We start from the raw sequence: 14,692 nt of genomic DNA, 5'->3' as shown, positions 1-14,692 counted from the left end.
GAAAAAATACATCAATACGAGGAGAAAGCATAAACACTTTCTCCTTTTTTATTTACCGCTATTTTAAGATTTGAGTTTTTCCCGTTTGTTTAAGAGTCTTCTTCAACCCATAATAAACAAAATCAAACTATTTTCTACGCTAAATCTTCAAAATCTTATCTTAGCATCCTTTAATTATTGAGATGAACAAATTTTACGGAACAGGAGTAGCTATTGTAACTCCGTTTCAAGCAGACGGGCAGGTTGACTACAACAGACTTAAAGACCTGATAAATTATTTAATAGATGGCGGGGTTCAATACCTGGTATCATTGGGCACTACAGGCGAAACCGTTACATTAAACCAACAGGAGAAGAAGAAGATATGGGCTTTTACAGCAGAAGTTGTTGCAGGCCGCGTAAATCTGGTTGCAGGCATCGGCGGCAATAATACGCTTGAAGTTGTTCAGCAGATAAAGGAGTTTGATACCAATGGCTATGATGCCATACTATCTGCAAGTCCTGCATATAACAAACCAACCCAGGAAGGCATTTATCAGCATTATAAAGCAATAGCGCAAGCTTCACCATTGCCCATTATATTATATAATGTACCAAGCCGTACGGGCAGCAATGTAAGCGCTGAAACTACTGTACGTTTGGCAAATGATTTCAATAATATTATCGGCACTAAAGAAGCCTCAGGCAATTTTGACCAGATAAACCAGATCATGCGTGATAAACCGAAAGACTTTTTGGTTATCTCGGGAGATGATCCGGTTACGCTGCCAATGATGGCGCTGGGTGCTGCAGGCGTTATTTCGGTTGTTGGCAATGCGCTTCCATCTCAGCTTTCAGAAATGGTACATCATTGTTTAGCTGGCGATTATAAATCGGCACAAAAAATACATTCACAACTAATTGATATTACCAGATTAATGTTTGTTGAAGGCAACCCCGCAGGTGTTAAATCCGCATTAAAACACCTGGGCATTTGCGGCGATACACTCCGTTTACCATTAGTACCCGTTAGTGACGCTACCGCGAAAAAAATAGCGCAGGAAACACAAAATATAACTACAGTAAAAAGCCCGGCTAAGTACTAGCCAGGCTTTTTTACATTAAGTAAAAAATCTTTTTTCCAGGTTGTTTTCCTTATTGTTTGTTCTTTGTACCCTGAACTTCCAATCTGATAGATTGAGCTAAATTTTTTAGGTCTTGCATTCCTTTACGAACACGTGTACCTGCTGCGCTGTTTCCCTTGTTGTAAAACTTGTCAGCATCGGCTTCCAAAGACGCAACGAGGTTTTTTACTTCAGTAAATTTTTCCATTTGAATTACTCCTTTTAAGATAATGAGGTTTATTGTTTAACTAAAGCTAATCTAAAATCTTTTTATTTAAAAAAAAACTTTTGCATAAAAAAAATACTGCCTTAAAAGTGCTTTTTTTCCACATTATCAGGCAAATAGCCATATTATTTCGATAATAAATATTAATAATAAGACAATTGATATTAAATATTCCGTAATTCATCTACCAATATTTTAATATCTAATCATAAATGATCTAATTATTAAAATAAAGTAAGCTTATAACCCCAAAATTGCCAAAATAGCCCCTGATAAATATGTTTTTAATACCAACGTAATATGTAATTAATTAGGTATTCTGTAATATTTCAGGATAATATTTATGTGCCTTTATTATTAACTCACCAAATAAAGTATTTGCCCATGCAAACCATTTACGGGTAAAGTCGGCTGCATTATCCTTATTGAAGGATTCGTGCATAAAACCGGTACCTGCATGCGTATTTTTCAGCCAAATAATACATTGGCTTACCTCTTCTTTATTGGTTGATGTTAGCCCTCTTATAATAATACTCATTGGCCATATATAGTTCATGCCCACGTGCGGGCCACCAATACCTTCGGCTGCTGATCCCTTAAAAAAGTAGGGATTGTCCGAACTCAAAACCATACGGCGTGTATTCTGATAAACAGGGTCGGTTGCAGGCATTGCATTTAAATAAGGCAGCGCAAGCAAACTTGGCACATTAGCATCATCCATAAATGATTGGTTGCCGTAGCCATCAACCTCATAGGCCAACACTTTGCCATGTACCGGGTGCTGATAGGTTGCATATTTTTGCAACGCAGTATGTACTTCAGTTGCCAGGGCTTCACATTCATTGGCAGTGGCTTTATCTTTAGCAATTACGCTAAACATTTCGGCCATCTGGCGTAAACTAGCCACCGCAAAATAGTTTGACGGTACCAGGAATGGGAAGATAGTAGCATCATCAGATGGGCGGAAGATAGAGCAGATCAAACCCACGGGCCTAACCGGGTTACCATAACCGCCATTAGGTGCCGTATCGCTGGCTACTTCTGTTTTACGTTGGAAATGATATGGGCCCTTACCATTTTTACGCTGTTGTTCTTTAAAAGTATGCAGTATCGTTTTACCCGCATTTTGCCAGTTCTCATCAAAAAAACTGGTATCGCCGCTCAGTTTCCAATAATTGTAAGCCAGCCTTATAGGGTAACATAGTGAATCTATTTCCCATTTGCGCTCGTGCAGTTCGGGTTTCATGGTGGTGTTATCGCTGTCCCATTCGCTGCCGGTTGGGCCCATGTTAAAGGCATTGGCATAAGGATCGATCAGCACACAGTTTGCCTGCCTATTTATTACGCCTAAAATCAGCTTTTTAAGGGCTGCATCCTTAGTTATAAGCGGCAGGTAAGGCCAAACTTGTGCAGATGAATCGCGCATCCACATGGCGTTTATATCGCCTGTAATTACAAAGGTATCGGGCTTGCCGTTGATCTCAGAATAGTTAACAGTAGTATCCAATGTATTCGGGTAGCAGTTCTCAAACAGCCACGCCAGTTCAGGATTTTTGATACTTGCTTTTATGTTGCTGATGGTTTCTTCAACAGCTTTGCTGGTGAATTTACGGCCGCTCAGCTTTGGGCGGTGACTTTCAAATTGAATTGGCCCTGCAAACCATTTTGGTTTTAAGCCTGAGCTTATACCTAATGCAGTAATCCCGTTGATCTTTATAAAATTGCGGCGTGTTGTCATAGATTTGCTAAATTGGTTTGGCTAAAATAAAAAAGCCTTTCGGATATCCGAAAGGCTTAGCAATTATATTTTATCCGATTTATATAACAGGTTCATTCTTATCACTTATACTAAACTATACTTTGCCCGAAAGTAAGCAAATTGCTATCAGGGTCAAGAATTGAAAACTCCATTTGCATCCAGGGCTTATGCTCCAATTCGGTACTTTTAGCATTTTGGTCTTTGACAAACTGATGTAATACTTTAATATCATCTGTGCGGATATATACTTGCCCATAGTTCTCTTTGGGATCAAGCTCCTTAAACTCAAAAAAGTGAATTTGTATATTATCCTTTTGCACCATGAGATAACCATCATAATCAGCGTTGCCAAATTCATGAAAACCCAGCTTGTTTAAATAAAAATCCCTGGTAATGGCTTTATCGCGCATTGGTAGTTTGGGGTTGATGTCTGTAAGCATATAATTAAGAATTTATTAGGATGCTAATTTACAGAATAGCTATAAATTATTACTGCACTAGAAACAACAAAGCCCGCAGATCAATGATTTGCGGGCTCTATTATTTCTATTAATTATTTAAACAGCAGGTTCGCTTACATTCTTGTAATGACCGGCTTTTAGCTTCTCGCCCATTTCGCTATAAGCATCAAGCGTGCGCTGTACATCCTCCAAACTATGTGATGCAGTTGGTATCAGCCTAAGTAATATAATACCTCTCGGGATAACAGGATAGATCACAATTGAACAGAAAATACCGTAATTCTCGCGCAGGTCGCGGGTTAACGCTGTGGCTTCGTACAGATCGCCTTTTAAAATAACAGGGGTAACCATGGTGTTGCTTATACCGATATCAAAACCGCGTTCTTTTAAACCGTTTTGCAATGTTTTAGCTATCAGCCATAATTTTTCACGCAATTCAGGTTGTGATTTTAGCAGCTCGAAACGCTTTTTCAAACCAATAACCATCGGCATTGGCAGCGCTTTGGCAAAAGTTTGCGAGCGCATATTATAACGCAGGTATTCAATAATTTCGCGTTTGGCGGCAACAAAACCACCTATACCAGCCATTGATTTGGCAAAGGTTCCAAAGTACACATCAACCTCATCAACACAACCCTGCTCCTCGTGCGTACCGGCACCAGTTGGGCCCATGGTACCAAAGCCATGCGCATCATCAACCAATAAACGGAAGTTGAATTTCTTTTTAAGCTCACTGATCTCCTTTAGCTTACCTTGCGCGCCCGACATGCCGAAAACGCCTTCGGTGATCAGCAATATGCCACCGCCGGATTGTTCGGTTAATTTGGTAGCGCGTTCCAATTGTTTTTCGCAGCTTTCGATATCGTTATGCTGATATACAAAACGCTTGCCCATATGTAAACGCACACCATCAATTATACAGGCATGTGATTCGGCATCATATACAATAACATCATTACGATCAACCAGCGCATCAATGATTGATAGCATACCCTGGTAACCATAGTTCAGTAAAAAGGCGGATTCCTTGCCAACAAATTCAGCCAGGTTATTTTCCAGTTCCTCATGGTGCCTGGAGTTACCTGACATCATACGCGCGCCCATTGGATAAGCCATACCATAATCAGCCGCTGCCTGCGCATCTGCTGCTCTTACTTCGGGGTGATTAGCTAAACCCAGGTAGTTGTTAAGGCTCCAAACCAAATGTTCTTTGCCGTTAAATAGCATATGCGGACCGATTTCACCTTCCAGCTTGGGGTATGAGAAATAGCCGTGCGACCATTTTTGATGCTGGCCGATCGGGCCGCCAACACTTTTTAATATTTTGTCAAATAAATCCAAAATGCGATCTTTTTAATATTTTCCAAATATAGCCCTTTTAAGCAGGCTTCACAAACCCCGTAAATGTAAAAAAGCCCTTGCAAATCAATACAAAGGCTTAGTTCTCAATAATTGGTTTGATTAGTCAACATTATCATGCAGGAATGAATTGTTATTCCTTATTTCTACTTTACCATCGCTATCAGGCATCAGGGTAAACCTTGAGATCTGGCTTTCGTCAGATGCAGGGGTTTCCTGCAGGGCTATTTCCTTACGCTTGTAGGCGGGCGTGTTTTCCATTTCAATAACGTTACCGCTGCGCTGTTTAATGCTCAGATCTTTTAAGCGCATAATACGCTCGCGTGATTTGCGCAATTGCTCTTCGATGGATTCATCTGTTTTATGATCATCGGCGCCAACAACTGGTGCTGGTTCAGGCTCGGGTACAGTTATTTTTTCTTCAACAGCTACCGGGTTAAAGTCCATTACCGAATCAGCTATTTTGAAAGTAAATTCACTTTCTTCAGGCTCAGCCGCAGATGATTCTTCATCCATCAGGTTATGCTTTACCACGCTGCCTGAATCTTCTGACTTGGCAAACAAATCAAATAAACCGGTTTGTTTCGGGCCCTGGCCCTGCGGTGTTTGCGCCTCATGCTTTTTCATGTAAGGTTCAGCAACAGCGTTTTCCTTAACATGGTTTATAAACTCATTTACCGGTTTTACCAGTGGTTCATTTTCAGGCACCAGCATGTTAACAATCTTTTTGCTGCTGATCTCTTTCTCGCGCTCGTCCTTAGTTTGGAAACCTGTAGCAATGATAGTTACTGATAATTTGTCTTCCAGATTTTCGTCGATACAATTACCCCATATCAGGTCGGCAGCTAAACCAGCTTCTTCCTGTATGTAATCGGTAATAATACTCACTTCATCCATGGTCACCTCTTTACTGCCCGAACTGATGTTCAGTAAGATGTAACGTGCACCCTCAATCTCATTATCTTTTAATAATGGTGATGATAAAGCACCTTCTACTGCTTTCAATGCGCGATTTTCACCTTCGGCAGTTGAGCTACCCATGATAGATACGCCGCTGTCTTTCATCACCGTGCGCACATCTTTAAAGTCAACGTTTATATAACCCGGCAAAGTGATTATCTCGGCGATGCCTTTGGCTGCAGTGGTCAAAATATTATCAGCCTGTGCAAATGCCGAACCCAATGTTAAGTTACCGAAGATCTGGCGCAGCCTGTCGTTCGAGATCACTAAAAACGAGTCGACATATTTTTTCAGCTCTTCCATCCCTGCATCGGCCTGCATTTTACGGCGTTTGCCTTCAAATGAGAACGGAGTGGTGATGATACCCACCGTTAATATATCCAACTCGCGTGCTGCTTTGGCAATGATAGGGCTCGCGCCTGTACCAGTACCACCACCCATACCTGCTGTTATAAATAGCATTTTGGTATTAGTGCCCAGCATTTGTTTTATATCGTCGATATTTTCAATAGCCGAATTTTTTCCAACTTCAGGTATAGAACCTGCTCCCATCCCCTCGGTTAAACTTGCGCCTAATTGTACTTTATTGGGTATAGGGCTTAACTCCAATGCCTGGGCATCGGTGTTACAAATAATAAAATCAACACCGGTAATACCCTGCTTGTACATATGGTTTACCGCATTACCTCCACCGCCGCCAACACCAATTACCTTGATGATGGACGACTTTTCTTTTAACATCTCAAACTGCATAATCCTAATTTTCAGTTATATGTGATCTGACGAGTATTTAGTTCTCTCTATTGTAATATTACCACTTTTTCCACAACACTTTTCCACATTTGTCAATATGTGGAAAAGTCGCCTTTTGTGCAAAATTATTGCAGGAATTCCTTATCAGGGATATCATCCTTTATATAAACTTTCAGCTTTTCAAGCCATGTTGGCTTCTTTTCGGCAACTTTAGCTTCTGTTTTCTTTTTGGTAGCTGCAGGCTGCGGAACATCATCATATTCCATTTTTTGCACACCCTTTATCAACAGACCAATACCGGTTGCGTACATAGGGCTTTGCAGCTCTTCGTATATATTTTTTGGCAATACTTCGTTTTTAGCCAGATGCTCATTAGGGTAACCAATGCGGCAATCCAGCCCGGTAACAAACTCCACCAATTGCGATAAATGTTTAAGCTGCGCGCCGCCGCCTGTAACCACTATACCGGCAATCAGTTTCTTTTCGTAGCCTGATGCTTTTATCTCATAATATACATGCTCAACAATTTCTTCCATACGGGCCTGGATAACAAAGGCCAGGTTTTTCACTGATATTTCCTTTGGTTCGCGGCCACGTAATCCGGGTACACATACAATCTCATTTTCTTTGTTCTCTTCAGCCAATGCCGAACCGAACCTTATTTTTAGTTGCTCCGCGATATTGCGCATCACCGAACATCCTTCGCGGATATCCTCAGTAATACTGTTACCGCCGAACGGGATCACAGCGGTATGCCTGATGATGCCCTCGTGAAAAATGGCGACGTCGGTAGTACCGCCACCTATATCAACCAATACTACACCGGCTTCTTTTTCCTCATCGCTCAAAACCGATTCAGATGATGCCAATGGCTCCAGTATCAGGTCGACAGTTTCTAAACTGGCCTTGTTTACACACTTTACAATGTTTTTGATAGCCGCGGTTTGGCCTGATATGATGTGGAAGTTAGCTTCCAAACGTACACCGGCCATGCCTATCGGGTCTTTAATTCCCGGCTCGCCATCAACAGTAAATTCCTGCGGTATAACATGGATGATCCCTTCGCCCGGAGGCATTACCAGGTTAAACATGTCCTCAATCAGTTTATCGATATCCTTACGGCCTATCTCATTATCCAGATCACGGCGGGTGATCAAACCACGATGCTGCAGGCTTTTGATATGCTGCCCGGCAATACCCACGTTCACTACCTTGATCTCCACATTTGATTGCGTGCCTGCAACGTCAACTGCCTGGGTGATGCCCTGCACTGTTTTATCGATATTTGACACTACGCCGCGCGTTACCCCCGCCGACTCAGCCTTACCTATACCCAGTACTTCAATCTTCCCGTTTTTGTTACGGCGGCCAACAATAGCACATATTTTTGTAGTTCCGATATCCAACCCTACCACGATTGGTGAACTCTTTTCCTGTGTTAAAACTTTGTCCATATTAATTTTTTATTTGAGATGTATCTTTTGTTGTTATTGCAGAATCAATAGTTGCTTTAATCGAATCCTTAACCCCGTTCTTCGCATTTATTGAATCCTGTTTGGTCATCACATTTTTTACGCCGATAACCTGGTTAGCGTATTTTATATTAATTGTTTTGTAAGTGTCCCAGCCCATCTGCGGCAATGCTTTTTTGTAGAAAGCCAGCAGGTTATGGAACTTCACATCCAGCGAATCCGCATTGCCCAGCAAGATGCGCTGGTTACCCACACGCGGTATCAGCTCTATTTCATGATCCTTGTTCACATAGATCTGCGCTATCTGCGCATCCCATAATGAATCCTTGCGGATGTAATCGGCAGTTGCAAATACCTCGCGGGCTATCTCTGTATGCAGTGTATCAACTCTGCCGCTAAACGGTTCGTCAATAAAACCATTAGCAGCTAAAACCTGCGCGGTAAAGTTGGCTGATAAAGGAACCTTGAATCCATGCTGATCTACATAAAAATCCTTATCGTCCTGGTTTAAAATGCGTAAAATGGGTTGGCGCTGGGTTATCTCCACCCAAATAACACCATCCATATCGGTATAAACCTTAGCCGTTTCAATAAACGGATTGGCCTTTAACTTATCCTCAAGCGCACGTATATTGATGCCCTCCAAAGCATGCCCAATCAACGCGTGCCTTTTTATTTGCAGGATATTATCAATCTCGTCCTTATCAATAAAATACTGGTTGCCGGGGATATAAACCTTTACATCAGTACAAAGCACCCCCGCTTTTTTAACATCAATGAAACTCATGAGCACAACCAGGCCACCTAAGCTGGCGAGCCAGCAAAAGCTTATGAGTATGTACTTCCAAATGCGTTTCTTAAACATTTGTTAAAGCGTTTTTTAATGGTTCAACCAATTGATCAATATCACCTGCACCTACTGTTAAAAGCAGCTCAGGCTGTTCATTTTTTATAGCTTCAATAGTATCCTGTTTACTCAATATCCGTTTGTTAGCCAACTTCATGCGGCTCAATATCATGTTTGAGTCCACACCTTCTATCGGCAACTCGCGGGCTGGGTAAATATCCAGCAGGATCAACTCGTCAGTCATATTCAGCACTTCGGCAAAGCCATCTACAAAATCGCGGGTGCGGGTAAATAAATGCGGCTGAAAAATGGTCACCAGTTTTTTATTTGGATATAACTTTTTAACCGATGTTATCGCCGCCCTTAATTCTTCAGGGTGATGCGCGTAATCATCAATGTAGATACGGTTATCGTTCTTCACGATATATTCAAACCTCCTGTGCACCCCACTGAATGATGCCAGTGCGCTTTTCACCGCATCCGCGCTTACGCCTAAACGCAGTGTAGCTTCAATAGCAGCGGTCGCATTCTCCACGTTATGAAAACCCGGGATGCCCAGTTGAATACCCTTTATATCAGCATCAGCATTTTTAAAATCGAAGTAAAAGCTACCGTTTTCAATGCGAATGTTTGTTGCGGTTGCATCAGCAGCTTCTTTAATGCTGTAGGTATACCCGGTATCTAATGGCAAACCTTGTTTATGAATTAGCACACCACCTTCTTTTATCTGAGAAGCAAACATTTTGAATGAATCAGTCAGGTGTGCGTGATCGCCGTAGATATCCAAATGATCAGCATCCATTGATGTGATCACCGCTATGTTTGGATAAAGGGTAAGGAACGAACGATCATATTCATCAGCCTCAACCACTACAATATCATTTTTGCCATACAACACATTGCTGTTATAATTTGATGCAATGCCACCCAAAAATGCCGAGCAATCAACACCCGAATCCTTTAAAATATGGGCAACCATAGTTGATGTAGTGGTTTTGCCATGCGTACCGGCAATAGCTACTGTAAACTTACCCTTGCTGATCAACCCTAAAACCTGTGAGCGCTTAAACAGCTCGAACCCGCGATCCTTAAAGAAATTCAATACTTGTGAATCCTTTGGAATGGCAGGCGTAAAAATTATCAGTGTACCTTCATCCGGCTGCCTGAAACTCATCGGGATCCATTCCGCATTATCATCAAAAATAATTTGAATGCCCTCGTTATGCAATTCGGTAGTCAGCTCGGTTGAAGTTTTATCGTATCCGCAAACAATGCAGCCCAAATGATGAAAATACCGCGCCAGCCCGCTCATGCCTATGCCGCCGATACCAATCAAATAAACACGTTTAATGTTTTGCAGTTCCATTTTCTTCAGTTAAAAAATCCCATCCCTGCGTACACAGGGATGAGATAAGATTAATTATTAATTGTTATTTTCATAACCTCTTTCGCGATCACCTCATCAGCATTTGGCAAGGCCAGCTTGCCAATATTTTCGCTTAATGTCTTTTGTTTACTCTTATCTTTTAAAAGCTCTAAAGCTTTATCAATCAATTTTACTTCGGCATCACGGTCAGCCAAAAAAACAGCGGCATTATCATGCAGCAATGCCAGCGCGTTCTTGGTTTGATGGTCCTCAGCCACATTTGGCGATGGAACCAGGATAACCGGTTTTTTTACTACACACAGCTCGGCAATTGTACCTGCGCCTGCCCGTGATATGATCACATCAGCAGCGGCATAAGCCAAATCCATCCGGTTCAGGAACTTCATGATGCGAATGTTAGGATGATAATCCTCGCCCAGTTTTTCAGTTATTCCTTTATAGTACACGTTGCCGGTTTGCCATATCACCTGCACATCGGCAGCGATAATTTTATCCAGGCCATTGAACACACTGTTATTCAAAGTACGTGCACCTAAGCTGCCACCTGTTATTAGTATAGTTTTCTTATCAGAATCCAGCTTAAACAGTTCCAGCGCATGCATGTGCTTGCCAGCTATATCAACCGAATCCTTCCGGATAGGATTACCTGTTTTGATGATCTTACTTTTCGGGAAGAATTTTTCCATCCCATCATAAGCCACGCAAACCTCTTTGGCCTTATTGCCCAGCCATTTGTTGGTGATGCCTGCGTATGAATTTTGTTCCTGTATCAAGTACGGAATCCCTTTTATGGATGCCGCATACAATAATGGCCCCGAAGCATAACCACCCACACCTACCGCGGCATCAGGCTTAAAATCTTTTATAATCTGTAGTGCCTTGCGCACACTATTGATCAGTTTTATAGGGAACTGGATATTTTTTAAGATCGATTTGCGCTGTATACCCTGTATATCCAACCCGATGATCTTGTAACCGGCAGCCGGGACCTTCTCCATCTCCATACGACCCAAAGCGCCAACAAATAATATCTCGGTATCAGGGTCGAGCTTTTTTAAAGCATTGGCAATAGCAATCGCCGGGAAAATATGCCCCCCCGTACCACCACCACTGATTATGATCCTTTTTGCTTTCACCTTGTTTATTTTTATTCTTTTTATCCTAACGTCATTGCGAGGTACGAAGCAATCCCCGACTGTGCAAATCCGTCCTGTATAGTTCGGGATTGCTTCGTACCTCGCAATGACGCTTGGTTATTATTTTTCATTTGCACATCTGCATATCCGCACATTTGCACATCACTACGCCATCGCCACTTCCTTTATCTCCCCAACAACAACTTTCTTCGGTTCATCATTATCCCTGCTCACCGATAATATGATCCCGAACGCCACGCTTGTAAATAAGATTGATGTACCACCCATACTCACAAACGGCAGCGGTACACCTGTTACCGGGCCTAAACCTACTGCTACCGCCATGTTGGCAAATGCCTGTATGGTTAAGCTAAAACTTAAACCTGCCGCCAGTAAAGTACCGAACGCTTTCGGCGCTTTGGTTGCAATCTTTACACAGCGGTATAGCAGGAACAGGTAAATACCTATCAGAATAAAACCGCCTACTAAACCATATTCTTCCACTATAATGGCATATATCTCATCCGAGTATGCCTCGGGTAAATAATTAATCTCGCTGCTTTGGCCCGGCCCTTTACCGAATATGCCTCCTGTTGCGATCGCTATCTTAGCATGATCTGCCTGAAATGACTTATCAGGGTTTGTAGCCTCTGGATGCATAAAAGTATGAATACGGGTCATGTACACGTGCCTGCGGGGGCCTAACATTACCACCGCGGTTAAAAGAAAAGCACCTGCCAAACAGGTTATGGCTATTTGTTTTACGCTGATACGGCCCATGATCAATAACAAAATGCTTACCCCAAACAACATCAATGCCGTTGAAAGGTTGGCCCAGGCTATCAGTATAAACACTACGCAAACCGCGCCCATTATTGGTATAAATGATTCCTTAACGTTCTTAATATTTTCCTGCTTGCGCGATAAGGTACGTGCCAAATAGGTAATCAGCGCCAGTTTAGCCAAATCCGATGTCTGGAAGCTTAAGCCCGTACCAGGTATAGCAATCCAGCGACTAGCCTCGTTAACGTGACTACCAAAAACCAGTGTATACAGCAGCAACGGAATGGTTATTACCATCAATATTTTTGAGATCCCTTTGTACCAATTATAATCCAGCTTATGACAAATGTACATCAACGCCAAACCGGCAACCATCATGGCAACGTGCTTCATCAAAATAGATTCGGCGCCCACACCACGCTTGTAGGCCAGACTGCCAATAGCGCTATAAACAGCCAGCAAAGAGATAACCGATAGTAATATAACTATGAGCCATATCCAGCGATCGCCTTTTGTGTTGTTTAATATTTTGTTGATTTTCATATTGTTGATGTGCAGATATGCAAATGTGCAGATGTGCAGATATTTTTAATGTGTTGATGAAATGATCTTTCCTAATATTTTTATTATCGATTTTATATCTGAATACATACTTTCTTCAAATGGATAATTATCAGCATGCTTACATAGGCTTAACCAATATTCTGTTTCTTCAGCCTCCTTATAAGCTATTTTACACTTATGTCTAAAATCACCTTTACTCTCAGCTCCCTGAGCTTCCCTAACATTTGCCCCAATGGAAGTACCACTTCTAAATAATTGATTAGCCATGTTGTATTTCTTGTTCGATTCTAATATTTCAGTAAATGAAATTATTTTCAAAGAAAAACTAAATGTCAAATCAACTATCAAATTTGGCTTGCTTTCCACTTAATTATTTATTCATTAATCAATTAATTTAATTGCTTTTTCATTTGCACATCTGCATATCCGCACATCTGCACATTATAATTCCTTCACAGCCTGTTTAAACTGATTACCTCTGTCTTCATAGTTCTTAAACAAATCAAAACTTGCGCATGCTGGTGACAGCAATACTGTATCGCCTTTTGTTGCCATGTGATAAGCCGCCTGCACTGCCTGTTCTGCTGATACGGTATCTATTATCGTGTCCACATCATGCTCAAATGCTTTGTGTATGCGGTCGTTATCCCTGCCTAAGCAAACAATGGCTTTTACTTTTTGCCTTACCAGTTCATTAAGCATGGTGTAATCATTTCCTTTATCTACACCTCCCATAATCAGGATTACATCGCTAGTCATGCTTTCAAGCGCATACCAGGTTGAGTTTACATTGGTGGCTTTAGAATCATTGATGAAGCTAATGCCGGAGATCTTCCCAACCGACTCAAGCCTATGCTCAATGTTTTTGAAATCGCCCATGCTCTCTCTAATCGTTTCGTTGCGCAGTTCCAGCACTTTTGCTACAATTCCTGAAGCCATTGAGTTGTAAACGTTGTGCTTGCCCTGCAGGGCCAGTTCTGTAATTGACATTTGAAAATGTTGTTGGTGTATGTTTATGACAATATTGTCGTTATCGAGATATGCTCCCGTTTCAATAGTTTTTTCAATAGAAAATGGCAGCATTTGCGCGGTAAATTCGCGCGATTGCATACCCTTGATAGTTTCCGGATCATCGGCACAGAAAATGAAATAATCATTGGCTGTTTGATTTTGCGTAACACGGAATTTTGATGCCACGTAGTTATCCATTTTATAATCGTACCTGTCGAGATGGTCGGGTGTAATATTTAGCAGTATGGCTATGTCCACCTTAAACTCGTACATATCATCCAGCATAAAGCTGCTGAGCTCCAATACATAGTAATCGTACTTTTCGGTAGCTACCTGGTAAGCAAAACTTTTGCCTATATTACCTGCTAAACCCACATTCAGGCCCGCACTTTTCAGGATGTGATAGGTTAAGCTGGTGGTGGTGGTTTTACCATTTGAACCTGTTACCCCTATAATTTTTGCATTAGTATACCTGCCTGCAAATTCGATCTCTGATATAACCGGAATACCTTTTTCCTTTAGCTTTTTAACAATCGGTGCCTTTTCAGGTATGCCCGGACTTTTTATTACTTCAACCGCGCTTAAGATCTTTTCCTCGGTATGTTGTTTTTCCTCGAAAGGGATCTTCCAATCCTGTAATTGCTTTTTATAATCAGTTGCGATCGCTCCAAAATCTGATACAAAAACATCATACCCCTGCTGCTGCGCAAGATATGCCGCCCCAACGCCGCTTTCGCCCGCGCCGAGAACAACAAGCCCCCCAGCCCCCTGAAGGGGGAGTTTTTGATTGGCAATATGGGTGCTTTCGTTTATCATCAATTTCTGTTTACTTCTCTTCTTTATCAGTATTCTAATTCTATATAATCCTCCC

The 14,692-nt window shown here is 41.7% G+C and carries 13 protein-coding genes; 1 reads left to right on the top strand and 12 read right to left on the bottom strand.

Translation table 11 applies throughout. The features are described from left to right. Window positions 1–182 precede the first annotated feature (182 nt). The gene (gene dapA, locus BLU33_RS02490) at window positions 183–1,085 is read left to right on the top strand and encodes a 4-hydroxy-tetrahydrodipicolinate synthase (protein WP_091368767.1); all 903 of its coding nucleotides are present in this window, start codon (window positions 183–185) and stop codon (window positions 1,083–1,085) included. 49 nt (window positions 1,086–1,134) lie between these two features. On the opposite strand, the gene BLU33_RS02485 is transcribed toward dapA, so the two are convergent. The 12 genes from BLU33_RS02485 to murD all read right to left on the bottom strand — a co-directional run bounded on the left by BLU33_RS02485 (window position 1,135) and on the right by murD (window position 14,637). Further along, complete coding sequence (locus BLU33_RS02485; RefSeq protein WP_091368765.1) at window positions 1,135–1,311, bottom strand: histone H1; 177 nt, start codon at window positions 1,309–1,311, stop codon at window positions 1,135–1,137. A 328-nt stretch (window positions 1,312–1,639) separates the two neighbouring features. Beyond that, window positions 1,640–3,067 carry a glycoside hydrolase family 125 protein gene (locus BLU33_RS02480; protein WP_091368762.1) on the bottom strand — a complete coding sequence of 476 codons (1,428 nt, stop codon included), beginning with the start codon at window positions 3,065–3,067 and terminating at the stop codon, window positions 1,640–1,642. A 110-nt stretch (window positions 3,068–3,177) separates the two neighbouring features. Next, window positions 3,178–3,528 (bottom strand): bleomycin resistance protein, encoded by a 351-nt coding sequence (locus tag BLU33_RS02475; protein WP_091368759.1) that lies wholly within the window; start codon window positions 3,526–3,528, stop codon window positions 3,178–3,180. A gap of 117 nt (window positions 3,529–3,645) precedes the next feature. Then, on the bottom strand, window positions 3,646–4,890 hold the full coding sequence (locus BLU33_RS02470; protein ID WP_091368757.1) for an aminotransferase class I/II-fold pyridoxal phosphate-dependent enzyme: 1,245 nt from the start codon (window positions 4,888–4,890) through the stop codon (window positions 3,646–3,648). Between the two features lie 120 nt (window positions 4,891–5,010). Beyond that, complete coding sequence (ftsZ, locus tag BLU33_RS02465) at window positions 5,011–6,621, bottom strand: cell division protein FtsZ (RefSeq protein ID WP_091368755.1); 1,611 nt, start codon at window positions 6,619–6,621, stop codon at window positions 5,011–5,013. A gap of 125 nt (window positions 6,622–6,746) precedes the next feature. Continuing rightward, entirely contained in the window at window positions 6,747–8,075 is a 1,329-nt protein-coding gene (ftsA, locus tag BLU33_RS02460) for a cell division protein FtsA (RefSeq protein WP_091368753.1), read from the bottom strand. A 1-nt stretch (window position 8,076) separates the two neighbouring features. Beyond that, entirely contained in the window at window positions 8,077–8,958 is an 882-nt protein-coding gene (locus tag BLU33_RS02455) for a cell division protein FtsQ/DivIB (protein WP_091368750.1), read from the bottom strand. Then, on the bottom strand, window positions 8,951–10,306 hold the full coding sequence (murC, locus tag BLU33_RS02450; RefSeq protein WP_091368747.1) for a UDP-N-acetylmuramate--L-alanine ligase: 1,356 nt from the start codon (window positions 10,304–10,306) through the stop codon (window positions 8,951–8,953). The genes BLU33_RS02455 and murC overlap by 8 nt, the downstream gene beginning before the upstream one ends. A 50-nt stretch (window positions 10,307–10,356) precedes the next feature. Further along, a complete protein-coding gene (gene murG / locus BLU33_RS02445) occupies window positions 10,357–11,463 on the bottom strand; it encodes an undecaprenyldiphospho-muramoylpentapeptide beta-N-acetylglucosaminyltransferase (protein WP_091368744.1) in 1,107 nt (368 codons plus the stop codon). Window positions 11,464–11,628: 165 nt separating this feature from the next. Beyond that, window positions 11,629–12,789, bottom strand: coding sequence for an FtsW/RodA/SpoVE family cell cycle protein (locus BLU33_RS02440; RefSeq protein WP_172829201.1), 1,161 nt, complete (start codon window positions 12,787–12,789; stop codon window positions 11,629–11,631). 45 nt (window positions 12,790–12,834) lie between these two features. Beyond that, window positions 12,835–13,176: a four helix bundle protein gene (locus BLU33_RS02435; RefSeq protein ID WP_091368740.1), complete on the bottom strand. Its 342-nt coding sequence runs from the start codon at window positions 13,174–13,176 to the stop codon at window positions 12,835–12,837. 75 nt (window positions 13,177–13,251) lie between these two features. Next, complete coding sequence (gene murD, locus BLU33_RS02430; protein ID WP_091368737.1) at window positions 13,252–14,637, bottom strand: UDP-N-acetylmuramoyl-L-alanine--D-glutamate ligase; 1,386 nt, start codon at window positions 14,635–14,637, stop codon at window positions 13,252–13,254. Between the last annotated feature and the right edge of the window lie 55 nt (window positions 14,638–14,692).

The organism is Mucilaginibacter mallensis (assembly GCF_900105165.1).
GTDB classification, from domain to species: domain Bacteria; phylum Bacteroidota; class Bacteroidia; order Sphingobacteriales; family Sphingobacteriaceae; genus Mucilaginibacter; species Mucilaginibacter mallensis.
The sequence above is the reverse complement of the archived record's forward strand: the minus strand, read 5'-3'. Positions and strand labels throughout refer to the sequence as shown.